Annotated in this window: 20 protein-coding genes; 19 read left to right on the forward strand and 1 reads right to left on the reverse strand. The window is 55.7% G+C overall.

Going from position 1 to position 24,276, the window contains the following annotated elements:
* Nucleotides 1-938 precede the first annotated feature (938 nt).
* The 16 genes from DW724_RS05135 to DW724_RS05210 all read left to right on the forward strand — a co-directional run bounded on the left by DW724_RS05135 (nucleotide 939) and on the right by DW724_RS05210 (nucleotide 19,521).
* A complete protein-coding gene (locus tag DW724_RS05135; protein ID WP_118760861.1) occupies nucleotides 939-1,664 on the forward strand; it encodes a sigma factor in 726 nt (241 codons plus the stop codon).
* Nucleotides 1,652-2,239: a hypothetical protein gene (locus DW724_RS05140; RefSeq protein ID WP_118760862.1), complete on the forward strand. Its 588-nt coding sequence runs from the start codon at nucleotides 1,652-1,654 to the stop codon at nucleotides 2,237-2,239. Before DW724_RS05135 ends, DW724_RS05140 begins: the two co-directional genes overlap by 13 nt.
* A 1,455-nt stretch (nucleotides 2,240-3,694) precedes the next feature.
* Nucleotides 3,695-4,945: a DUF4317 domain-containing protein gene (locus tag DW724_RS05145; protein ID WP_118760863.1), complete on the forward strand. Its 1,251-nt coding sequence runs from the start codon at nucleotides 3,695-3,697 to the stop codon at nucleotides 4,943-4,945.
* 1,495 nt (nucleotides 4,946-6,440) lie between these two features.
* Nucleotides 6,441-7,001 carry a DUF3793 family protein gene (locus tag DW724_RS05150; RefSeq protein ID WP_118760864.1) on the forward strand — a complete coding sequence of 187 codons (561 nt, stop codon included), beginning with the start codon at nucleotides 6,441-6,443 and terminating at the stop codon, nucleotides 6,999-7,001.
* A gap of 56 nt (nucleotides 7,002-7,057) precedes the next feature.
* Complete coding sequence (locus tag DW724_RS05155) at nucleotides 7,058-7,489, forward strand: flavodoxin (RefSeq protein WP_116704598.1); 432 nt, start codon at nucleotides 7,058-7,060, stop codon at nucleotides 7,487-7,489.
* Between the two features lie 905 nt (nucleotides 7,490-8,394).
* On the forward strand, nucleotides 8,395-8,604 hold the full coding sequence (locus tag DW724_RS05160) for a FeoA family protein (protein ID WP_188885631.1): 210 nt from the start codon (nucleotides 8,395-8,397) through the stop codon (nucleotides 8,602-8,604).
* A 21-nt stretch (nucleotides 8,605-8,625) separates the two neighbouring features.
* The gene (locus DW724_RS05165) at nucleotides 8,626-8,847 is read left to right on the forward strand and encodes a FeoA family protein (protein WP_110435064.1); all 222 of its coding nucleotides are present in this window, start codon (nucleotides 8,626-8,628) and stop codon (nucleotides 8,845-8,847) included.
* Between the two features lie 243 nt (nucleotides 8,848-9,090).
* Nucleotides 9,091-11,604, forward strand: a complete 2,514-nt coding sequence (gene feoB, locus DW724_RS05170; protein ID WP_118760865.1) for a ferrous iron transporter B — start codon at nucleotides 9,091-9,093, stop codon at nucleotides 11,602-11,604.
* Nucleotides 11,605-11,634: 30 nt separating this feature from the next.
* Nucleotides 11,635-11,793 carry a FeoB-associated Cys-rich membrane protein gene (locus DW724_RS05175; RefSeq protein WP_243022106.1) on the forward strand — a complete coding sequence of 53 codons (159 nt, stop codon included), beginning with the start codon at nucleotides 11,635-11,637 and terminating at the stop codon, nucleotides 11,791-11,793.
* Between the two features lie 813 nt (nucleotides 11,794-12,606).
* Nucleotides 12,607-13,305 carry a TraX family protein gene (locus DW724_RS05180; protein WP_118760866.1) on the forward strand — a complete coding sequence of 233 codons (699 nt, stop codon included), beginning with the start codon at nucleotides 12,607-12,609 and terminating at the stop codon, nucleotides 13,303-13,305.
* 173 nt (nucleotides 13,306-13,478) lie between these two features.
* Complete coding sequence (gene polA, locus DW724_RS05185) at nucleotides 13,479-16,112, forward strand: DNA polymerase I (protein ID WP_118760867.1); 2,634 nt, start codon at nucleotides 13,479-13,481, stop codon at nucleotides 16,110-16,112.
* Nucleotides 16,113-16,248: 136 nt separating this feature from the next.
* A complete protein-coding gene (locus DW724_RS05190; RefSeq protein ID WP_118760868.1) occupies nucleotides 16,249-16,680 on the forward strand; it encodes a low molecular weight protein arginine phosphatase in 432 nt (143 codons plus the stop codon).
* Nucleotides 16,677-17,108 (forward strand): ribosomal protein S18-alanine N-acetyltransferase, encoded by a 432-nt coding sequence (gene rimI, locus DW724_RS05195; RefSeq protein ID WP_118760869.1) that lies wholly within the window; start codon nucleotides 16,677-16,679, stop codon nucleotides 17,106-17,108. Before DW724_RS05190 ends, rimI begins: the two co-directional genes overlap by 4 nt.
* Nucleotides 17,109-17,122: 14 nt before the next feature.
* On the forward strand, nucleotides 17,123-17,578 hold the full coding sequence (locus tag DW724_RS05200) for a GNAT family N-acetyltransferase (protein ID WP_117492634.1): 456 nt from the start codon (nucleotides 17,123-17,125) through the stop codon (nucleotides 17,576-17,578).
* 2 nt (nucleotides 17,579-17,580) lie between these two features.
* The gene (gene tsaD / locus DW724_RS05205) at nucleotides 17,581-18,600 is read left to right on the forward strand and encodes a tRNA (adenosine(37)-N6)-threonylcarbamoyltransferase complex transferase subunit TsaD (RefSeq protein WP_118760870.1); all 1,020 of its coding nucleotides are present in this window, start codon (nucleotides 17,581-17,583) and stop codon (nucleotides 18,598-18,600) included.
* Nucleotides 18,601-18,918: 318 nt separating this feature from the next.
* Nucleotides 18,919-19,521 (forward strand): Type 1 glutamine amidotransferase-like domain-containing protein, encoded by a 603-nt coding sequence (locus DW724_RS05210; RefSeq protein WP_118760871.1) that lies wholly within the window; start codon nucleotides 18,919-18,921, stop codon nucleotides 19,519-19,521.
* Between the two features lie 1,135 nt (nucleotides 19,522-20,656).
* Here DW724_RS05210 and DW724_RS05220 read toward each other — a convergent pair.
* The gene (locus DW724_RS05220; RefSeq protein WP_118760873.1) at nucleotides 20,657-21,820 is read right to left on the reverse strand and encodes a glycoside hydrolase family 3 protein; all 1,164 of its coding nucleotides are present in this window, start codon (nucleotides 21,818-21,820) and stop codon (nucleotides 20,657-20,659) included.
* A 236-nt stretch (nucleotides 21,821-22,056) separates the two neighbouring features.
* Here DW724_RS05220 and DW724_RS05225 point away from each other — a divergent pair, with 236 nt between their 5' ends.
* From DW724_RS05225 to gluQRS, 3 genes are read left to right on the forward strand one after another with little or no spacing between them, the layout of a single operon-like run.
* A complete protein-coding gene (locus DW724_RS05225) occupies nucleotides 22,057-22,767 on the forward strand; it encodes a flavodoxin family protein (RefSeq protein WP_158580218.1) in 711 nt (236 codons plus the stop codon).
* Nucleotides 22,767-23,096: a TfoX/Sxy family protein gene (locus DW724_RS05230; RefSeq protein WP_118285141.1), complete on the forward strand. Its 330-nt coding sequence runs from the start codon at nucleotides 22,767-22,769 to the stop codon at nucleotides 23,094-23,096. Before DW724_RS05225 ends, DW724_RS05230 begins: the two co-directional genes overlap by 1 nt.
* Before the next feature lie 5 nt (nucleotides 23,097-23,101).
* A complete protein-coding gene (gene gluQRS, locus DW724_RS05235) occupies nucleotides 23,102-24,034 on the forward strand; it encodes a tRNA glutamyl-Q(34) synthetase GluQRS (RefSeq protein ID WP_118760875.1) in 933 nt (310 codons plus the stop codon).
* The last annotated feature ends 242 nt before the right edge of the window (nucleotides 24,035-24,276 follow it).

The following is a 24,276-nucleotide window of genomic DNA, read 5'->3' on the forward strand; positions in this document are numbered from 1 at the left end:
GGCTTACGCGCTGCACGCCGCAGCTTGCCGGTCGAGTGCTGTGACAGGCTAAATAGCCTAACTTCGGAGTAAACAAAAACCGCCCTCTGAATGTAACTTCAAAGGACGGCTTTCCGTCTTGGTTTGTTCGTTTGTGATTGACTTCGTTGTTGCTGACTGAACCATCTTCCGTAGAGTGTTTGCACCAGAAAATGTACCAAAGTATTTAACACCAGTTAACACCAGATGAACATTATCAGACGATAATGGAACCATTAACACTTGGGGCATTTTGCAGTGCATCGTTTTTAGAATGGTTAAAAATTTCTTATTGTGCGGTCTTTGAGTGGTAATTTGGTTCTTAATCAAAAAAATAGTATGCGTGGAGAAAATAGGCTCTGTTTTTTTCGTATTAGAACTACAGTTTCGCCGACAAGCAGGAACGGACCGTGGGCCGTTCCAAAGTCGTCCGAAAGTTCCGCCCGTTGGTTGAAACTTTCTCCCTCCAGAAGTATAAAAATTTGCGCTATCCTTGCGCGGTTTCTTGACCGCGCTGCGCAGATACATGCTCCCCGTTTTTATGGATTGCAATGCAATCCTATTGAATGCGCGCTAACGCGCGAAGAGAACGAGAAAGCAACAGCCTGAACGAATGAAAGAGCACCGCAGAATGCAAACTGCGGTGCTGTTTTTTGTCCTTCAAAACATACGGAAGTCTACGCAGAACGGTAACAGTCGGTACACCGTTTCAACACACAGCAAATCTAGAATAAGACTATACCACATAATTGAACAAGAGCGATTTGTGAGGAATTTTGTGACCTGACGCGACGCGGCTTTGCAGCAATACTTTGTGTATTGCAAAAAGGCGCAACAAAGTCAGGGTGCAAAATTACCAAAAAGCGCCGCAGCTTTAATTATGCGGTATAGTCTCATATCAAAGGAAGGGAGGCGGCGGCATGCAGACGAGCACACAGGCAGTCCGCGCACGCACGGACGAGCCGTTTTTGGAGCGGTTCATTCAGGCGCACGAGGCGTTCGTTCTCCGGTGCGCGAGCAGGCACGCAGGCTTTGCGGTCACGCGCAGCGACGATGAATATTCGGTCGCGCTGCTGGCCTTCTACGAAGCCATCAAGGGCTACGACCCGGCAAGCGGACCGTTCGGCGCGTATGCATCGCTTGTGATTGGCAGGCGCCTTGCCGACCATTACCGCAGTCAGCACCGGTTTGATGCGGAAACGCCGCTTGCCCCACAGACGTTCGACGGCACGGTGGACCGCGAGAGCGCGGACGCCGCCATGCAGCAGGCGGTCGCGGAGCAGATGAGCGAAGCAAAGCCCATCAGCGCACAGGAGGAAATCGAGGCGGCAAACACGGTGTTTGAGAAGTACGGATTCGCGTTTTATGATTTAGCGGCAAGCTCGCCCAAGTCGGACAAGACGCGCCGCAGCTGCGCCGCGGCGGTCGGCACGCTGCTGCATTCGCCGGTGCTGTTCGCGTCCATGCAGAGCGCGCACAGCCTGCCGATCAAGGCGCTCGCGCAGCAGTGCGGCGTGTCGGCGCGGACGATAACCCGTCACCGGGATTACATTGTAGCGGCGGCGCTGCTCATCGACGGCGATTACCCCATCCTCTGCACCTATCTGCAGACCATACGCAAGGAGGCAGAGCAATGCGTGCGATAATTACGGATATTCGAGCGGGAAAGGCCGCCGCACTCGCGGAGAACGGCACAGTTCGCCTTGTAGACGCGAAGAACAGAGCGGTCGGACAGGAGATTCGGATTCCGGCGAAGCGCCGCAGACGGTGGAAAAAGCCGCTGACCTGGGCGGCGTGTGTGGCTGTCCTGTGCGGCATGGCGACCACCGGCGTGTACGCCGCGTATGAGCCGTATGCCAGCGTCAGCGTCGTGGGCGGCACGGACAGCGTGGAGTATACGGTAAACCGGTTCGATCAGGTGCTCGGCACCCGCGTTTCCGGCAGGGAGCAGCCGCCGGACAGCAAAATTCCGCGGTTTGTACACATTGACAAGGCGGTGGAGCATACCGTCCGGCAGGAAGCAAAGGAAGGCGAGAGCGTCAGCATCACCGTGACCTCGCGCAGCAGCGGCCACGCCGAACGACTCCGCGAGCATATCGACGATCGGTTTCGGCAGTCCGGCGATAAGAGAAACCCGCCCGAGGTGAGGGTGCAGCCGCCGGAGAAACCGGGGAACGCTCCGGGAGAGAGCCGGCAGAGTGAAAGCGCAGAGCAGGCATAAAAATGCTCCCGCGCTTGACTTTGCGCGGGAGTGTGGTATAATAAAGATACAAAAAGGGAAACGCCGTGCACAGCGGTTAGACCTTTTCCATTAAATCAGCGTTTTTTGGACGATGACCGTTTGGAGGCTACCCAAGCGGTCATCGCGCATTTATAAGGAACATGTACAGTACAATGACCGCACAGATAAAAAGCTCAAAGGCTTTCTTCCTCATGCGCAGCACCTTCTTCCGCCTACAGACCGTAGGGAAGAAGAAGATCTGACCGCCTGCAGTGATTGCTCACTGCGTGTGCAACAGCGTTTCCACGAGTTAAGTATAACAGGGCGTGCGAAAAATGTCAATTTCCGCAGGTTGACAGCACCTGAAAGTGTGCTATAATGTAATTAAAGGGAAACGCCGTGTACAGCGGTCAGACCTTCACGAAGTCAATAATTGTTAGTCATTGACCGTTTGGGTATCAGCCAAGCGGTCAATGCGCATTTATAAGGAACATGTACAGTACAATGACCGCACAGATAAAAAGCTCAAAGGCTTTCTTCCTCATGCACAGCACCTCCTTCCGCCCACAGACTGTGGGGAAGAAGAGGGTCTGACCGCCTGCAGTGATTGCTCACTGCGTGTGCAACAGCGTTTCCACGTATTCAGTATAGCAGGACGTGCGAAAAATGTCAATTTCCGCAGGTTGACAGCGCCTGAAAGTGTGCTATAATGTAATTAAAGGGAAACGCTGTGCGCAGCGGTCAGACCTTACAACTAATCACCATGTTTTAAGACGATGACCGTTTGGGGTACGAGCCAAGCGGTCATCGCGCATTTATAAGGAACATGTACAGTACAATGACCGCACAGATAAAAAGCTCAAAGGCTTTCTTCCTCATGCGCAGCACCTCCTTCCGCCCACAGACTGTGGGGAAGAAGAGGGTCTGACCGCCTGCAGTGATTGCTCACTGCGTGTGCAACAGCGTTTCCACGTATTCAGTATAGCAGGACGTGCGAAAAATGTCAATTTCCGCAGGTTGACAGCGCCTGAAAGTGTGCTATAATGTAATTAAAGGGAAACGCTGTGCGCAGCGGTCAGACCTTACAACTAATCACCATGTTTTAAGACGATGACCGTTTGGGGTACGAGCCAAGCGGTCATCGCGCATTTATAAGGAACATGTACAGTACAATGACCGCACAGATAAAAAGCTCAAAGGCTTTCTTCCTCATGCGCAGCACCTCCTTCCGCCCACAGACCGTGGGGAAGAAGAAGATCTGACCGCCTGCAGTGATTGCTCACTGCGTGTGCAACAGCGTTTCCGTAAACTAAGTATATCACACAGGCGCAAAACCTGTCAATTTGCGGCTGACCTTACCCGGTCGGCCGCTTTTTGTGTGAAAATGCTTGCCTTTTGCATGGAAAATGCCGTATACTTGTATATACCGAATCCACACGCTAAGGAGCGAAACCTATGAATATCACCAAGGGCGATGTGCAGGAGCTGCGCCGCCGTTTGAAAAAGACCGAATGCACGTTCGGGCGTCTGTGCGGCTGCTACGTCAACAGCGGCAAGCAGATCGTGACAAAGTTCACCGAGCAGTTTTCCGAACTGGAAGAGGATGAATACTACAAGTACCTCGAGATCGCCAAAAAGACGTTCAGCGGCACGCTCGGCGCAAACCTGCTGGAACTGGAGTTTGACCGCAGCGACAGCGGCATCGAGCACCAGAAATACCTGCTGACGCTCAAGGACAGCAAGCTGGCGAACGAGGAGCTGCTTGACCGCCTGTACGAGCAGGTGATCGAGGAGTACAGCTACCCGGGCAACTACCTGATCGTGGTTTACCACGATGTGTACGACGTGCCGAGCAAGGCCACCTCGGGCGAGGACCAGGACGAGTCCACCGAGCTGTATGCGTACTGCGTGTGCGCGGTCTGTCCGGTCGAGCTGGCGAAGCCTGCGCTCGGCTACAGGGAGGACGAAAACCGCATCGGTGCGCGTGAGCGCGACTGGGTTGTCGGTCTGCCCGACCTCGGCTTTGTGTACCCGGCGTTTGCAAACCGCGGAAGTGACGTCAATGCCGTGATGTACTACGTCAAGACCGGCCGTCCGTCCCATCCGGAGTTCATCGAGAACGTGCTCGGCTGTGTCGCGCAGCGCACGGCTGCCGAGGACAAGCTGGCATTCAAGAACGTGGTGCACGACGCCTTCGGTGAGGACGAGGAGCAGGCGGACGCGGCGTTCTTCCAGATGCAGAAGACCATCAGCGCCATGGTGGCCGAGCGGGAGGAGGACGAGAGCCTGCCGCCGGTCGAGCTGACCGCCGAGGCGGTTTCCGGTCTGGCGACCGAGGCCGAGGTGCCGGACAGCGTGCGCGCGCAGATCGAGAAGTCGTACGAGCAGGTGTTCGGTGACCAGCCGCCGCAGGCGCATAACGTGTTGGACAGCCGTCTGGTCGAGGAGGGCACGGTCAAGGCGCATACCGCCGCCCTGGAGCAGAAGGTGGCAGTGCTGCAGCAGGAGCTGGCGCATCAGGCGGCAAACGCCGCCGACACGGACGAGGACGACGTTCCGTGGGAGACCGGCACGGTCATCGACGTTCGCATGCCGCAGGAGAGAGCCGTAAACGTCCATACCGAGGTTGTGGAAGGGCAGAAATGCCTTGTCATTCCGCTCACCGGGGATGAATCCGCGCGTATCAACGGCGTGGAAGTGGAATAATTTATACATTAGGGTGTACCGAAAGGTATGCCCTTTCTTTTTTTCAGCACCGGCTGAGCGGGGGACGCGAACTGCGTTAGCGTGTTCGCCCTATCCGGGGCGGCTCCTTTTCAGCACAAACTGAGCGGGGGACGCGAACTGCGCAAGCGTGTTCGCCCCTAACGGGCGGAGAGTTTTTCGCTTGAAATCAAGCGAGGAGTTGCGCTCTGCGGAGCGCGGGGATTCGCCGCGCCCCGCGGCGGGGCAAGAGGGTAGACCCCTACGTTTTCTCCCCTCTTAACTCCCGTTTCCCTTTATTTCTTAGGCCGGCGCAGATTGCCGACATGTGACCGCTTCGAAATAGGGGAACGGCAGTCGGGTTACCACAGCATGTCTTTCTTCGCCTTTTCGCAGTTCACAGACAGTGTACTGCTACACAGACGGTTTCATCTGCGCAAGCGCGGCATGACAGTGCCGCGCAACTCTTTAACGTGTTATACCGCACGGCATCTACGGATTAGGCGTTTGATACTATTTATCCTCGCAGGTGCTGTCTATAATAACGCGCTAAAGGATCGCGCGGCACTGCTATGCCGCGCCTGCTGGAAGTAGCCGACCTGTGTAGCAGAACACTATCTGACCCTGCGAACAGGTTGCGAAAAACACGGAAGAAAAAATCCTCTGCCGTACTCCTTTTCGAAGCGGTCACATGTCGGCAATCTGCGCCAGACTATCCAAGGGAAAGGGGTGATTCACAAGAGGGTGGAAACCGTAGGTGTCTACCCTCTTGTGCCCCCGCCGGGTAGGCGCACTCCCCGCTGAGGTTCAGCGGAAAACTCCCCGCCCGGAAAGGGCGAACCCGCTAACGCAGTTCGCGCACCCCGGCTTTCCGGTGCAGAAAAAAGGAGCCGCCCCGTCAGGGCGAACACGCTGACGCAGTTCGTGTGCCCCGGCTTTCCGGTGCAGAAAAAAGGAGCCGCCCGTTAGGGCGAACACGCTGACGCAGTTCGTGTGCCCCGGCTTTCCGGTGCAGAAAAAAGGAGCCGCCACGTCAGGGCGAACACGCTGACGCAGTTCGCGCGCCCCGCTCAGCCGGTGCAGAAAATCCGGGAAATCCCGAAAAAATTTTCCCGCCCGAAAAGGCAGCAAAAACGCCCGTTCTCACGTTGAGAAAACGTCTATCCGAACGGTATAGTTAGCAAAACCTAACCACCCGGAATTCAGCCGAAAATTTCTCTCGAAAAAGTGCTTGACATATTGGTTAGGATATGCTAACTTATATACATGGTTAGCCGAGGCTTACTGATACGCCCCGTTGACCGGCACGCTTCCTCACGGAACGGGAACGTGCTGAATAGTTATAAAAGAAACAGCTTCCTCTGTATTTTGCGCATCATTCCGAACAAAACCATTAAGGCATTGCGCGGCTGAATGGCTAACCGCAGCCGCGCTGTTCGGGAAAAACGCATACCAAACATACAGACCGGAAATACTGTAAACGGGAGGTGCATCAGCAATGCAAAATGGCTTGGATCGACTTTTAGCAACCTACTGCTCGCCGACACTGGCGGGCATCAAACCGGCAAGTCTGGTGTCGTGCGACCGGAATTTATATCCCGATCTGCCGCAGCGGCTCAGCGAATACCGCAATGCTTTCGCAGCACGAGAAATTCACTTCGAGATCGTCTGCGCCTGCAGCGCACGTTTCCTCTTGCTGGTATACAACAAGCCGCAGCTTGAACGCCGCATGGCGGACCCACAGGTGCAGCATGTGCTCCGGCACTTTGCGTACCCAATCGGTCAGCCGCTCGATGTTCTGCTGCGCAATCTCAAGCGCCGCATCGCCATGTCCAAGGACTTTCCGCACGAGATCGGATTGTTCCTCGGATACCCGATCGAGGACGTTGTGGGCTTTATTCGATACGCCGGAAAGGGCTGCAAGCTGAGCGGTCTCTGGAAGGTGTACGGCGATGCCGAGGCGGCATCCCGACTGTTTGACCGCCTATCGCGGGTATGCCGCGCTGTGACCAGACGCGTTGACAAGGGCGAAACCCTTTTTGAAGTGTTTGCAGCATAGCATAACTCGATAGAACTACAAATATAGAACAATACATGCGAAGGAGCAAAATTATCATGAGCAAAGCAGCAGTTATTTTCTGGAGCCAGACCGGCAACACCGAGCAGATGGCAAACGCAATCGCAGACGGCATCCGCGAGGGCGGCATGGAAGTTGACGTACTGAACGTTGCGGACACCACCCCGGCTGACGCTGTTAAGTACGCAAAGATCGCTCTCGGCTGCCCGGCAATGGGTGCTGAGGTTCTCGAGGAGACCGAGTTCGACCCGTTCTTCACCGAGCTGGAGAGCAAGATTTCCGGCCTGAAGGTTGCACTGTTCGGCTCCTATGGCTGGGGCGACGGCCAGTGGATGCGTGACTGGGTACAGCGTACCAACGACGCAAACGCTGTCATCTACACCGATGAGGGTCTCATCCTCAACGAAACCCCGGACGACGACGGCATCGCAAAGTGCAAGGAGTTCGGCAAGGGCTTCGCAGCATTCTAAACAATCCCGCAATTCTCTTAACGCGCTTCATATTACCTGCGCGAAGCGCAATTTCGATAGGATTTGCAAGGCAAATCCATAAAAACCGGGAGCATGAATCACGGTTTTTATACTCCTAAGAGCAATGCTGTGTGCCGCGTGCGGCGCGCAGATTGCGACCCAGACTTTGTCCGAACACCGTTCGGCAAAGTCCCTCGTTTGAAACCGTGGTTTCAAACGAATTAACTCACGGTCGTAACTGATACGACGGTATCAGTTATGATACAAATATCCTTTCTTGTCCCGGGGGAAACCCCATGGCATACTGCCCGGTATGTCAAAACATAACATGAGCCCGCGGTCATCCGGAACAATGGCCGCGGGCTTCCTCCTATCTGCGGAAAAGGCTGGTCAGCAGCGGCGTTACCCCGATAACATGCAGTCTGTCAAAAAGTATTATTTTAATTTTTGCGCTTCGTGCGGTAGCACGCATAAAATAGAATTTGCGGAGCAAATTCATAAAAAGTCAGGGCGTGTACCTGACTTTTTATACAAGGGAAGAAAAAATGTGCCCGTCAGGGCGCGGTTTTTCTTCAGTATTCGCTCGAAAGCGTGGTTTCGAGCGAGAGGCTGCTCGGAAAACGATAGTTTTTTGACAGCCTCAACATGAGCCCGCGGTCATCCGGAACAATGACCGCGGGCTTCCTCCTATCTGCAGGATGCCCACAGTTAGCAACAGCATACTGCACAATTAGCCGCGGCAAACTCTGTGCGAATTAGTTAGCTTCGACAAACTTTTTTTTCTGTCTTGACAACAAAAGGTTAGCTGGTGTAAACTTCAAATGATAAAGGGGTTAGAGTGTTCTAACCCGATACAAAAACACTTTTTTCGCGCAGAGATTACAGAAAAGGAGAGGATTACCATTATGCCGCTTACGTTAATGGACGTTGGTGTAGAGACCACCGTAAAGACCATTCGAGGAAAAGACCAGACGAGAAAGTTCCTGCAGAATCTCGGCTTTGTCGAGGGCGCAAAGGTCACTGTTGTGTCTTCTCTGGCAGGCAACGTGATCGTAAACGTGAAGGATGCGCGCGTCGCAATCTCCGAGCAGATGGCTTCGCGCATTATGGTTTAATTGCAAAGGGGGCAAACGCAAATGAGCAATCTGAGACACACGCCGGTCGGCGCCACCGTAACCGTCCGCAAGATTGAGGGCGAGGGTGCAACCCGCCGCCGTATCATGGATATGGGCATCACCCGCGGTGCGGAGATCTACGTCCGCAAGGTAGCGCCGCTGGGCGATCCGGTCGAAATCACCGTGCGCGGCTACGAGCTGTCGCTTCGCAAGGCAGACGCTGAGATGATTCAGGTTGACTGATTTCGATTGAAACCACGGTTTCAATCGAGGACTGACGAAAAACCGCGCCCTTTGGGCACATTTTTTCGTCCCTTGTATAAATTCCGTGATACATGCTCCCGGAATTTATGGATTTGCGCTGCAAATCCGATTTTATGCGTGCTTCGCACGAAGCGCGGATATCGCTTTGCGGCAGACGAAAATTCGTTAAAATTTTTTTACATAGGGGTTAGCGGATACTAATCCCAAGAAAGGGGAAAAAACATGTCAATTCGTTTGGCACTTGCCGGCAACCCGAACTGCGGCAAGACCACGATGTTTAACGATCTGACCGGTGCGACCCAGTATGTCGGCAACTGGCCGGGTGTTACCGTGGAAAAGAAGGAAGGCAAGTTCAAGGGCGACAAGGAAGTCCTGATCACCGACCTGCCGGGTATCTACTCCCTCTCTCCGTACACGCTGGAGGAGGTCGTTGCGCGTGATTATCTCGTAAACGAGAAGCCGCAGGCCATCATGAACCTGGTGGACGCTTCCAACATCGAGCGCAACCTGTACCTGACCACCCAGCTGCTCGAGATGGGCATTCCGGTCGTTGCGGCGCTGAACATGATGGATATCGTCAAGAAGCGCGGCGACGTGATCGACGTAAAGAAGCTGTCCAAGGAACTGGGCGTTACGGTCGTTGAGACCGCAGCCATCAAGGGAGAGGGCACCAAGGAGCTGGTCGAGGCGGCAAAGAAGGCTGCCAAGGAAGGCAAGGCTCCGGCACGCATCAAGTTCTCCGACACCGTTGAAAATGCGGTAAACGAGATCGAAAAGCTGATTGCAGACGTTACCGAGCCGGCACAGCGCCACTGGTTCGCTGTCAAGCTGTTCGAGCGCGACAGCAAGGTGCAGGCGCGCTTTACGCTCGGCAAGGACGTGCAGGACAAGATCGAGAAGCTCATCACCGCCGTTGAGGAGGAGCTTGACGATGACGCGGAGTCCATCATCACCGATGAGCGCTATCAGTACATTGGCAAGCTGGTCAAGGACTGTGTAAAGAAGAAAAAGACCGGTCTGTCCACCTCGGATAAGATCGACCACATTGTTACCAACCGAATCCTCGCTCTGCCGATCTTTGCACTGGTCATGTGGCTGGTCTACTACGTTTCCGTAACCACCGCGGGCGGCATCTTCACCGACTGGGCGAACGACGGTGTGTTCGGTGAGGGCTGGCATCTGTTCACCATCGGCGCTGCCGACTATGAGGAAGCAACCGCCGAGTACGACGACCAGATCACCCGCCGCGATGCATGGCTCGAGGCTGCTGACGAGGCCGGCATCGACACCGCTGCTCTGACCGAGGCGCTCGAGGCCGAGGAGGCTGACGAGACCGCCATCGCTGACGCAGCTGCTGCCATCGAGGCAGACCCGGCTGCTGCATCGGTTGTCGGCACTGCCGAGTTCGAGGACGAGGACTCCGGTGAGGTTACCACCGAGGACGTTACTCTTGCGACCTTCGAGGAGACCATGACCGCCGAGGAGCCGGATCCGGCTGATTTCGGTGTTTGGGTTCCGGGTATCCCGGTGCTGCTGGAGAAGCTGTTCGCTTCCATGGGCGTTAACGAGGACGGCTGGGTTTACAGCCTGGTAATGGACGGTATCGTTGCCGGTGTCGGCGCGGTTCTGGGCTTCGTTCCGCAGATGCTCATCCTGTTCTTCTTCCTCGCTATCCTCGAGGACTGCGGCTACATGGCGCGTGTTGCGTTCATCATGGACCGTATCTTCCGCAAGTTCGGTCTTTCGGGCAAGTCCTTTATCCCGATGCTGATCGGCTCCGGCTGCGGCGTACCGGCTGTCATGGCTTCCCGTACCATTGAGCAGGAGCGCGACCGCCGTATGACCATCATGACCACTTGCTTCGTACCGTGCGGCGCTAAGCTGCCGATCATCGCAATGTTCGCAGGCGCGTTCTTTGGCGGCTCCGGCACCATCGCATTCTCCGCTTACGTTCTGGGCGTGCTGTCCATCATCATCTCGGGCATCATGCTCAAGAAGTTCAAGATCTTCACCGGCGACCCGGCTCCGTTCGTCATGGAGCTGCCGAGCTACCACGTTCCGACCGCAGGCAACGTATTCCGCTCCATGTGGGAGCGCGGCTCCTCCTTCATTAAGAAGGCAGGCACCGTTATCCTGCTGTCCACCATCTTTATGTGGTTCACCCTCGGCTACGGCTGGGAAGGCGGCGCGTTCTGCGCGGTATCCGATATCGACAACTCCATCATGGCGCGCATCGGCTCTGTAATCGCTCCGATCTTTACGCTGCCGGGCTTCGGTACCTGGAAATCCACCGTTGCCGCCATCTCCGGTCTGGTCGCAAAGGAGAATGTTGTCGCTACCTTCGGTCAGCTGTATCACTTCGTCGGCGAGGTTGCCGAGGACGGCTCCGAAATCTGGGGCGAGCTGGCTGCTGACTTCACGCAGGTCGGCGCGTATGCCTTCATGGCGTTCAACCTGCTGTGCGCACCGTGCTTCGCGGCAATGGGCGCCATCAAGCGTGAGATGAACAACGGCAAGTGGACCGCACTTGCAATCGGCTACATGTGTGCTTACGCTTACGTTGTATCCACCATCATTTATCAGATCGGCGGTCTGATCACCGGCGAGCTGACCTTCGGTATCGGCACGGTCGTTGCCATCGCGTTCATCGCGCTGATCATCTTCCTGCTGTTCCGCAAGCCGGCCAAGGCTGACTCCACCGAGGGTCTGCGCCGCATGAGCGTGGACGCCAACTGATCCTTCCGTATTTGAAAGGAGGCTTTTACCATGAGTATTGGTGATGTAATTCTGGCTTTGATCGTAGTGGCTGTCGTGTTCTTTGCGGTTCGTTCGGTCTTCGTCAAGAAGTCCGGCGGCTGCGGCGGCGATTGCGCACATTGCGGCGGCAGCTGTCATCACACAGCGCCTCCGGACAAGAAAAAGTAAACACCTCTCTAAAACCGTCCCGCTTTGCGGGGCGGTTTTTGCGTTAAGATCGTACTCTCGGACAGGGATTCGCAGGCAGAGCTTTTGCGGTGTGCCCGAACCGCGCAGGCGGTTTGCCCTTTCCGGGCGGAGAGTTTTGCCGTGAACCACGACGGGGAGTGCCGCTACGCGCGGCGGGCGCACAAGAGGGTAGACAACCTGCGGTTTTCCACCCTCTTGTGAATCTCCCCTTTTCCCTCAATGGCTTGGGTGCAGATGGTAGACTGCGTAAGCAGGAAAAGGGGAACGGCAGAGGATTTTTACTACCGCGTGGTATAACACCTTTCCGCATTTCGGCTACCGTACTGCTACACATGCGGGTTAATCAACGCAGAGCGCGGCATAGCAGTGCCGCACAAATCCTTGGCACGTTGTAACGCACGGCACCTATGAGGATAAATTGCACCGAACGCCTAATCCATAGGTGCTGTCCACAAACTCCAGACTTACGAGTTGCGCGGCACTGTTATGCCGCGCCCTGCGTTGATTAACCCGCATGTGTAGCAGTACGGTAGCCGACACTGCGTAGAGGTAGAGAAATGGACGCGCAATGCGCGCCCCTACAATAAAGGTAGACCGACTGCCGTTCCTTTTCCTGCTTACGAAGTCTACTATCTGCACCCAAGGTAGGCTTCCAAGGGAAACGGGTGTTCAAAGAGGGTAGAAACCGTAGGTGTCTACCCTTTTTGCCCACCGCCGTGGGTACGGCGCAAAACGCCCTTTGCCTTTCCCACTCGGCGTGCTATAATTGATACATAAAGGTGGCGAACGCGCGTGAAACAGCTGACCAAGAACCAACTGAAGATTCTCGCCATGGTGTGCATGACGATTGACCACATCGGCGCGGCATTTTTTCCGCAGGCGGTGTGGCTGCGCGTAATCGGACGGCTGGCGTTTCCGCTGTTCTCCTACTGCATTGCAGAGGGCTGCCGTTATACGCGGAACAAAGCCCGCTACTTCGGCAGCGTGTTCGCGTGCGGCGCAGTGTGCGTTATCGCGTTCCTGCCGTTCGGCAGCTTCTACGGCAACGCGCTCATCACGTTGAGCATGTCCATTTTGCTGCTGTACGGCATGGAAGCGTGGGAAAGCAGCGGAAAACTGCGCTTTCTGGCATTGACAGCCGCGCTTGCCGCCGTATTTTACCTGCTGTGCCGGACGGTCTACATCGACTACGGCTTCGCCGGCGTGCTGCTGCCGCTATACGCCGCAGCGGGACGTATCCTCTGGGAGCGCGTGTTTGCCGGCATTCCGCCGGCCATCGGCGAGCGGCTCGGTTTTGCGATCGGTCTGCTGGCGCTTGCCGGTGTGATGGGCGGCTTGCAGCGCTTCTGCGTGCTGGCGATCTTCCCGATTTTGCTGCTCGGCAATGAGCGCGGTAAATGGAAAATGAAGCACTTTTTCTACCTCTACTATCCCGCCCATCTGGCGGTCATCGGCGCGGTGCAGATGGCGCTTGAAGCCGCGGCAGGATAACCGCTCGAACAGTGGAAGTACAGCGGAAATTGTGGTATAATAGCCTCATTTGGCTATTATAAATGATTGAATGGCGTATACCACCAGTGGCATAAAAATTTACGTTAAACTTAACGTTTAGCAGCCGCTGTGGTATACTATATATAATGTATAAATGAGCGAGGAAAATACACATGAAAATCATGGTGATAGACGGCAACAGCATATTGAACCGCGCGTTCTACGGCATCCGGCAGTTGACCAACCACGAGGGACTGCCCACCAACGCGGTTTACGGCTTTCTGGCTACGCTGTTCAAACTGCAGGACGAGGAGCAGCCCGACCGCACCATCGTCTGCTTTGACGTGAAGGAGAAAACCTTCCGTCACCTTAAATTCGACACCTACAAGGCAACCCGCAAGGGCATGCCGGACGAACTGGCCGCACAGCTGCCGATTACAAAGCAGGTGCTCGATGCCCTGGGCGTTACCCGCTGCGAAAAGGCGGGCTACGAGGCGGATGACCTGCTCGGCACCATCAGCCGCCGCGCGGACGAGCACGGCGACACCTGCGTGGTCGTAACCGGTGACCGCGACAGCCTGCAGCTTGTCGGCGGCGGCACGACCGTCATGCTGGTCTCCACCCGCATGGGCCAGACCACCTATCAGACCTACGACACCGCCGCCTTCCGCGAGAAATACGGCTTCGACCCGATTCGCCTGATTGACCTCAAGGCGCTCATGGGCGATTCGTCGGACAATATTCCCGGCGTGCCCGGCATCGGTGAAAAGACCGCCATGCAGCTCCTGCACGACTTCGGCACGCTCGAGGGCGTGTACGCGAATATCGACGACGAGCGCATCAAAAAGGGTGCGCGCACCAAGCTGCAGAACGGCGAGCAGTCCGCGAAGGACAGCTACTGGCTTGCCACCATCGACCGCAACGTGCCGCTCGACCTCGATGTGGAGCACCTGCCCGCGCAGGACATCGACGAGACCGCGCTCTACGACCTGCTGACCCGGCTGGAGTTCAAAAACTTCATCAAGCGGTTTGACCTTTCGGGCGAGAGCGTGTCCGCGCCGCGTCTGCCGGAGCTGAAAACAGAACGAGCCCAGAATGTGCTCGAAGCGTTCAACTTAATGGATTCGCTGACTGATTGCGACCGTGTGTACGCCATCGTGCCGGAAACCTTAGGTGCAGTTTGCCTGCTGGACGGCGACACGGCGCACATCCTGTTCGCGGAGGCGTTCGGTGACGCGTGGAACGACATTCTGTGCCGCCTGTTCGACGGCACGCTGTCGCTCGTGCTGCACGATGCGAAGGCCGCCGTGCGGGCACTGCTGCAGCGCGGCATGGACCCGAAGGGCATCGTGTTTGACACCGCCATCGCGGCGTACCTGCTCGACCCGACCCAGTCCGGCTACGATCTGCCGCGGCTTGCGCTTGCGTACTGCAATGCCGAGCTGCCCGAGCTGGATCTGGACGATCCGGCGGCGGTTTCGCTGCTCGGCGGTCAGGAGGACACCGAGAAGGCCGTGGCGCAGCATGTCGGCGCGCTGCGCGCCATTTACGCCGAGGCGGCTGACCGGATTGAGCAGCTTGGCATGCGAAAGCTGTACTACGAAATCGAGCTGCCGCTCCTGCGCGTGCTGGCTGAGATGGAAGCGGCGGGCTGTGCGGTCGAGCCGGATGAGCTGCGTGCCTTCGGTGACAAGCTGGACGTGCGTATCCGCGACCTGACCGAGCAGATTTATCATGACGCGGACGGCGAGTTCAACATCAACAGTCCCAAGCAGCTGGGTGAGGTGCTGTTCGAGAAACTCGGCCTGCACGCCCCGAAAAAGACAAAAACAGGCTATTCCACCAACGTTGAGGTGCTTGAGCGTATCGCGGAGGACCACCCGATCGTGCCGCGCATCCTCGAGTACCGCAAGCTGACCAAGCTGAAAAGCACCTACGTTGAGGGACTTCTCAAGGTCATCAGTCCGGTGGACGGACGCATTCACACGCATTTTCAGCAGACCGTGACCGCCACCGGACGCCTGTCCTCGACCGACCCGAACCTGCAGAATATTCCGGTCCGCACCGAGCTTGGCCGCGAACTGCGCCGCATGTTTGTCGCACCGGACGAAAATCACGTCCTGATCGACGCGGATTATTCGCAGATTGAGCTGCGCGTGCTCGCGCATATCTCACAGGACGAGCACATGATCGAAGCCTTCAAGCACGGGCAGGATATTCACGCTGCGACGGCTGCCAAGGTCTACCATGTGCCGCTTGAGGAGGTCACGCCGCAGATGCGCTCCTCGTGCAAGGCGGTCAACTTCGGCATCGTGTACGGCATTTCGGATTTCTCGCTCGCGCAGGATATCGGCGTGACGCGCAAAGAGGCGGGCGAGTTTATCAAAACCTACCTTGACACCTATCCGGGCGTGAAGAAATATATGGAGGACATCAAGCAGACCGGCAGGGAGCAGGGCTATGTTTCCACGCTGTTTGGTCGCCGCCGCGCGCTGCCCGAGCTGAAGAGCAAGAACTTCAATATGCGCTCGTTCGGTGAGCGTGTCGCCATGAATACCCCGATTCAGGGCACCGCCGCGGATATCATCAAAATCGCCATGGTACGCGTCCGCGACCGCCTGCTGAGAGACGGTCTGCAGAGCCGATTGATTCTCCAGGTGCACGACGAACTTATCCTCGAGGCACCGAAGGACGAGCAGGAAACCGCCATGCGTCTGCTCACCGAGGAGATGGAGAACGCATTCCAGATGGATGCACCGCTTGTGGCAGAGGCCAAGGCGGGGCACAGCTGGTATGATACCAAGTAAAAGAGTGAAGAGCTTGGTAAAAGAGTGAAGAGTGGAGAGTTGAGAGTGAAGAGAACGCAAGAGCGAAATCGGCCGATAATCTTCACTCTCCACTCCTCACTCTCCACTCTCTTAAAAACTCTCTCGGAGGAATAACATGGAAACGATAATTTTTGTATGCACCGGCAACACCTGCCGTTCCCCGATGGCGGAAGGCTTATTCCGCGCACATAACGGCGAGGAAAAGACCGGTTTAACGGCGGCTTCTGCCGGATTATACACCGAAAACGGCCTTCCGGCTTCCGCGAACGCGGTTGCCGCAGCCGGAGAACGCGGCGCGGATATTTCGGCGCACCGCTCGCGTCAGCTGACCGCCGAGATGGCCGAAAACGCGAAGTATCTGGTCTGCATGACCGGCTCGCACTACGACCGGCTGTGCGAGCTGTTCCCGGACTGCGCGGACAAGATTTTCACGCTGCTGCCCGAGGACATTTCCGACCCGTTCGGCGGCGATCTCGCCACCTACCGCCGCTCTGCCGCCGAGATCGACAAGGGCGTGCAGGCGGTCATCAAGAACCTGAGCCGATGAAAATTGTCGTGATGCAGGAGCGCCATCTCGCGGCGCTGGCGGAGATTGAGCGCGCGTGCTTTCACGCGCCGTGGAGCGAGAACATGCTGCGCGAGGAGCTGGGCAAGGGCATTTTTCTCGTGGCGGAGCAGGACGGCAGAACGGCGGGTTACGTCGGCTGCCAGACCGTGCTCGACGAGGGGTATATTACCAATGTTGCCGTGTCGCCCGACTTCCGGCGGCAGGGCATCGCGCGGGCGCTGATTGCCGAGCTGACAGCGAAAGCCGGAGAAAACAAGCTGGCGTTTGTGACGCTCGAGGTGCGCGAGAGCAATGCACCGGCGATAGCGCTCTACACCGGAGCCGGATTTGCACCGGTCGGAAAACGGAAGAATTTTTACAGCAATCCCACAGAAAATGCAGTTTTAATGACGATTTCACTGATTTGAAGGAGGATTTTGCCATGCTGGAGCTTCGCTTTGTTGACGCGGAAAACAGGGATTTTCACGACCTGACCGCTGCGCTGGACGAGTATTATTTCATGCTCGTTGGTGAGGTGGAGAAGCGCTACGCCAAGTACAACCTGCCGCATCTGTTTAACTGCCGCATCGTCGCGTACGAGGACGGCAAGCCCGCAGGCTGCGGCGCGTGGAAGAAGATCGACGAGGGGACATTCGAGGTCAAGCGCATTTACATCGCGCCGGAGTTCCGCCGAAAGGGCGTTGCGAGCGCGGTCATTGCGGCTCTCGAGCAGGATGCGGCAAAGCACGGCTTCACCAAGGCCATCCTCGAGACCGCCCGCACGACCGAGGATTCGGCGGCGCTGTACACCAAGCTCGGCTATCGCGTCATTCCGTACTACGGCAGTCCGGCGGGCGCGGAAAACTGCCTGTGCTTTGAGAAAAATTTAGGAGATTAACCATGAAAATACTTGCAATCGAGTCCTCGTGCGATGAAACGGCGGCAGCCGTCATCGAGGACGGACGAAAAATCCTGTCGAGCGTGGTGGACACGCAAATCGCCACGCACGCGCTGTACGGCGGCGTTGTGCCGGAAATCGCGTCTCGGCGGCACATGGAGGCGGTCGTGCGCGTGACCGAGCAGGCGCTCAAGGATGCGGAAATGGACAAGCACGACGTGGACGCGGTTGCCGCGACCTGCGCGCCCGGACTGATCGGTGCGCTGCTCGTCGGCGCGAACTTCGGCAAGTCGCTCGCCTTTGCGATGAACAAGCCGTTCATTCCGGTGCACCACATCCGGGGACACATTGCGGCTACTTATCTGGCGTATCCGGAGCTGAAACCGCCGTTTTTGACACTGATTGCGTCCGGCGGTCACAGTGAGATCGTGATGGTGAAAAGCTACACCGAGTTTGAAATCCTCGGCGGCACACGCGACGACGCAGCAGGCGAGGCGTTCGATAAAGTCGCCCGCGTGCTCGGTGTCGGCTATCCGGGCGGCCCGAAAATCGATAAGCTGGCGCAGGACGGCGATGCGAAGATGTACAAGCTGCCGGATTCGCACATCAAGGATGCGCCGCTGGATTTCTCCTTCTCGGGACTCAAAACGGCGGTCATCAATCTGGCGCACAACGCCGAGCAGAAGGGCGAAACCATCGACCGGAACGGTCTTGCGGCCTCGTTCTGCGCGGCTGTCGTGCATACGCTCGTGCCGCGGCTGGAGATGGCCGTCAAGCAGACCCATGCGCGGCGCGTTGTGTGTGCGGGCGGCGTGGCAGCCAATTCCTTCCTGCGGGCGGCCCTGCAGGAGATGGCAAAGCGTGAGCACGTCCAGCTGTTTATGCCGCCGCTGCAGCTGTGCGGCGATAACGCCGCCATGATCGGCAGTCAGGCGTATTATGAGTATCAGGCGGGCACCCGCGGCAAAACCCTGCAGAATGCCTACGCCACCGCGGATATCGGAAAGAATATCTGCGATTGAGATGAATTGAGGATTCACTTCGTCTGCATAGCAAAACCCCGGCCGTCCCTTTTCCCCTTTTTGTTGATGGGGTATAACTCCGGTGATTTCACTAAATCACGCACATAACCGATACTGGATACCAAAAAGATGCCGAAGGCAGCTTCGGCATCTTTTCATGCCTCGAAAGAAGCACAAAAATATTGTATGATACAAAAGAATTCTCTCTTTTCAGAATTGTGTACTTATGGGAAATGAGCTTATAAATATACATTGCAAACAGCAGACATCTATTTTATAATCAAATATAAAAATCGAAATTTATAAAGGAGAATATTGATGAAATTATTTTTATGTTCGCACTTTTCAAGTGTAGGAAGTCTGATAAAGGAAGAAATTGAAAATAAGAAAGTCGTATTTATTCCAACAGCTTCACTGCGTGAAGGCTACACCGGTTATGTCGGCTCGGCTCGAAAATTATTCAAAAAGTTGGGAGCGATCGTAACTGAAATTGATATTTCAACGGAGGCTTATTCAACGATACAGTCTGTTTTTGAAGAAGCAGATGTGATATATTTTACCGGCGGAAATTCTTTCTTTCTTATGGACCAGCTCCGTAAAACGGGAACTGATGGACTGCTGAAAAAGGAATTGGCAAATGGAAAATTGATGATCGGCGAGTCGGCAGGCGCAATTATATGCGCTCCAAGCATCCAATATATCGAGCAAATGGATGAAAAGCCGGAGGACTACTCACAAGAAGATGATGCAGGACTTGATTTGATTGATTTCTATGTTCTTCCGCATTATCTTACAGCACCATTTAAGAAAGTTACCGAGAAAATAATGACTGAGTTTTCGGATTTGAATCTATGCCCAATTAACAACCGTCAGGGAATTGTAATTGATGGTGAAGATTCAAAGGTTATTTGCAAAGACTAATTTGAAAATTCCAGTTTGTTGAACTGAATAGCATATTCTGACCGATAGGAGCAAGGTTAAAACCCACCTTGCTCCTTTTCCTATGCTTAGAGTTCCGTCAAATCGACGGAGGGATTGGCGGATAGGCTTATATCAACACAAAAGGTAAAAGGGAACCCCGGCCTTGTCGCTTGACAAAGCCGGGGCTGCTCGGGTATAATATACCCAAGAGGACACTGTTCAGCAGTCAGACCCTCAGTCATCGAAATTTGTTATGATGACCGTTCGTGAGTCAGACGAGCGGTCATCGCGCTTTTATACAGAAGATGTACAGCAGGATTACTGTACATACGAAAAGCTGAAATGCCTTTTTCCGCATTCGCGCCACCTCCTTCCTGCCGCAGACAGCGGGAAAGGAACAGAGGGTCTGACCGCTATGTGAACTTGTCCGTCTCGATTATAGCATATGAAATCGAAATCTGTCAATAAGCCGCCTTTTGGGGCGGTTTTTTGCATTTTATGACAGAAAAAAAGACGGATACATGCGTCCGTCTCTTGCAGCAAAAATAAAAAACCGTCTGAAAAGACGGTTGGAGGCTGTCGAAAAACTATCGTTTTTCGAGCAGCCTCTCGATCGAAACCACGCTTTCGATCGAATGCTGAAGAAAAACCGCGTCCTCCGGACACATTTTTTCTTCCCTTGTATAAAAAACAAGGGACACGCCCCCGGGTTTTATGAATTTGCTGCGCAAATTCTATTTTATGCGTGCTGTCGCACGAAGCACAAAATAGAAATCTGACTTTTTCGACAAGCTGAAACCGTCTGAAAAGACGGTTGATTGACGCGATATGACATACATGCTATAATCAAAGTGCAAACGGTGAAAAAAGGTTGTTCCTCCCTCGATAAAAAGGGAGGTGATCTGGATGTCAATTTCCGAAACGCTGCTGTTGTTTCAGTTGATCACCACGATCGTCTTTGGTATCTTAGGATACATAAAGAAATAACCGCTCCCCCTGAATAAGAAAGCGGCCTTCTTCTCGACATAAAATCGATCCGAGGAACGACCGCTCTTGGCAGAGAGCCGCCGTTTGTACTTAAGATTATAGCGCAGAGTCCCGGCTTTGTCAAGCGACAAGGCCGGGACTCTGTTGTTTACGCGTCATAGGAAATCAGTCCAAGCTGCATTTTCCAGTCGATGACACGCACGGCGGAAGCGTGAATCTGCGACTCAGGAATCGTGCCGTCCTGCACGGCAGCAAGCACGGCGTTGTACTGGGTCTCGAAATCCGACGAGGTGAGCATATCATTGCCCGCCTGTACGGCAAGCACCGCTGCGTTTTCGCCGCCGGTGTAATCGCGGATGGCGTCCATGATCAGGTCATCGGTCAGGATTACGCCGTCAAAGCCGAGTTCCTCGCGGAGAATGCGGTGCACCTCGGCTGAAAGCGATGCCGGCCGGTCGGTGTCCATGCAGTTTACCACATTATGGCTGACGAGAACCGACTGCGCCCCGCTCGCAATGCCCGCCTGAAACGGCAGGAAATCCGACTGCCGGAAGGTGTCCATCGGCCGTTCGTCAATGGCGATGCCGGTGTGCGTGTCCGCGTTATTGCCGTAGCCGGGGAAGTGCTTGAGCACCATGCCGGTCTTGTCGCTGACCATCTGCGTGACCACCGTGCGGACGTATTCGCCGGTCTGCTCGGCGTCCATGCCGAAGCTGCGCGCGTAAATGAAATCGCTCGGGTCGGTCGAAACGTCGCACACGGGCGCAAAATTGACGTTGATACCCAAATCGCGCAGCAGCGCGTCCTTCTCGGCGGTGTCGCTCGTGATGCGGTCAAAGCCGCCCTCGCGGTACAGCGCCTGCGGTGACTGGAATTTCGTGTCATGCAGATTCGGGTTGGAGCTGACGCGCACGACCGTGCCACCTTCCTCGTCCACGCCGATGAGCATGGGCGTTTTTGCGGCATTCTGGTAGGATGCGATGGTGTTTGCGACGGATTCCTTGGTCTGGCCGTCAAAATCGCGCGCAAACAGCAGATAGCCGCCGATGTCGTACTGCGCGGTCAGCGCCGCGGCGTCGGTCTCCGGACAGCGCACGAAGAACATCTGCGCGACCTGCTCCTCGAGCGTCAAGCTGTCCGCATACTGCTCCGCCGCCGTCCGGCGGACCTCCTCCGGCGTGGGTTCCGGCTCGGGCTGCTCGACGGTCGGCGCGGACGGCGTTTCGTCCTTTGCGGCGGTATCCGTGCTGCCGCAGGCCGTCAGTCCGGTGCAGAGCAGACCCAGCAGCAGCGCAAGCATTCGTTTTTTCATGTGTATCACCTCGTTTGCCTACATTATACAAGAGAGCAGGGGAGTTGTAAAGCATAGGGTGAATGTGGTAATATTACAAGGTAGGAGTTTGAAGGCAGGAGGATGCGTGAGAGCGGAGAGCGTGTCACTCGTCAATGATCTGCACATGTGCAACCGCAGGGGCGAAAAGTGCTCGCCCGCGCAGCGGAGAATCACACAATCCTGTCATTTGTTCCACACAAGAAAGGGTGTTCACTGTGAACATAACCATAATCTATCCGCACAAACGGAAAACCAAATCGTCCACCTACGGCATTGCACAGATGGTGCTCGACCGCCTGCTTTCGGGCGGCACGCTGCACGAATTTTATCTGCCGCAGGACATGCCGCATGTCTGCGCGGGCTGCTATGCGTGCATGAACGGCCGCGAGGACAAGTGCGGCGGGCACGAATACATGCAGAAGCTCATCGCCGCGATTGATGACTCCGAGCTGATCATTTTCTGTGCGCCGACCTACGTTTACCACATTCCGGGGCAGGTCAAGACCCTGCTCGACCACTTTGCGTACCGCTGGCTGGTGCACCGTCCCGACCTGTCGCTGATGTGCAAGCAGGCGCTCATCATCACGACCGCGGCGGGCGGCGGAATGAAATCCACCGTCCGGGATCTGCGCGACAGCATGAACTACTGGGGCATCGGCCGCACGCACGTTATCACGCAGGCTGTCTGGGGATATGACTGGAGCAGCCTGCCCGAGAATTTCATGCACAAAATTCAGCAAAAGGTGGAGAAAACGGTTTCTGCCATTCAGAAAAATGCCGGAAATGTCACGCCGTGCGCGAAGGTCAAGGGATTGTTTTATATGTACCGCCTGTTCCATAAAAAGCGCAAAATGAATCCCGTTGACGACGAATACTGGTATCAAAAAGGCTATGTGACGGGGAAACCTTGGAAAAGAGGACGATAATGGCAACCACAAAAGAATTTCTCGCGGAAATATTAGACCGCCTGTCCGGACTGGACGGCGTAACGCATCGAGCCATGATGGGGGAGTACATACTCTACTACAACGGCAAAATAGTCGGCGGAATTTATGATAACCGCCTGCTGGTCAAACCGGTCAAAGCTGCGATAAGCTGCCTTCCGGATGCGCCCTATGAATTTCCGTACGACGGCGCAAAACCCATGCTGCGGGTGACGAAAACCGACGATGCCGCCTTCCTGCAGAAGCTGCTGCGTGCCATGTATGACGAACTTCCGGCACCGAAACCCAAGAAGAAAAGCAATAAGGAGTGAAAAACATGCACACCATCGGACGTTTTGCGCCCAGTCCGAGCGGCCGCATGCACCTCGGCAACGTGCTGTGCGCGCTGCTGGCATGGCTGAGTGCGCGGCAGCAGAACGGCGAATTTCTGCTGCGGATTGAGGATTTGGACGAAATGCGGTGTCCGCGCAGCTTCGCGGATTTAATTATCGACGACCTGCGGTGGTTGGGGTTAGACTGGGACGGCGAAATCCCGTATCAGTCCGAGCGCACGGCTGTTTACGAGCAATATGAGGCGATTTTGCGCGAAAAAGGTCTGCTGTACCCGTGTTTCTGCTCGAGAGCGGCCCTGCACGCCGCAAGCGCGCCGCACCTGTCGGACGGCAGGGTGGTCTACGCCGGAACCTGCCGCGATTTAACACCCGAGCAAGTGGCCGAAAAGCGCAGAAAGCGTGCGCCTGCAACGCGCGTGCGCGTGCCCGAGCGCACCATCACATTCACGGACGGCGTGTACGGCGAGTATACCGAAACGCTCACCGAGGAGTGCGGCGACTTCATCATCCGGCGGTCGGACGGCGTGTTCGCGTATCAACTGGCGGTCGTGGTGGATGACGGCCTGTCTGGCGTGACCGAGGTCGTGCGCGGGCACGATCTCATCGGCAGCACGCCGCGCCAAATCTGGCTGTATGAGCTGTTCGGCTTCACGCCGCCGAAATTTATCCATATCCCGCTGCTGTGCGACCATGACGGACGCCGTCTGTCCAAGCGCGATGAGGACCTCGACCTCGGTCTCCTGCGGGAGAAATTCACATCCGAGCAGGTCATCGGTGCACTCGCCTGCGCCGCAGGACTGACCGACACCGCAGAGCCGGTCTCCGCGAAGGAGCTCGTCAAAGCGTTTTCGTGGGAGAAGATTCCGAAGCACGAACTCTATTTGCCGAACGTGTTCCGAGATATCGAGAAGAATTGAGAATGAAAAATGGAGAATGGAGAATTACCGTTAGGGTTTTCCGTTCTCCATTTTTGGTTTATTGGGTGTTATTTCTTATATCATTTGCACGATTTATGCCGTAGGGTGCGATGAGGTAAAGTCTAACATCAATTATAATTCGCAGGTGCTGTTCGTAACAACACGCGAACGAGTTGCGCGACACGGGTATGTCGCGCCTGCGGAGATGAAACCGTATGTGTAGCAGAACGGTATCTGACATT

Origin of the sequence: Butyricicoccus sp. AM27-36 (genome assembly GCF_003480945.1) — a bacterium.
Lineage (GTDB): Bacteria > Bacillota > Clostridia > Oscillospirales > Butyricicoccaceae > Agathobaculum > Agathobaculum butyriciproducens.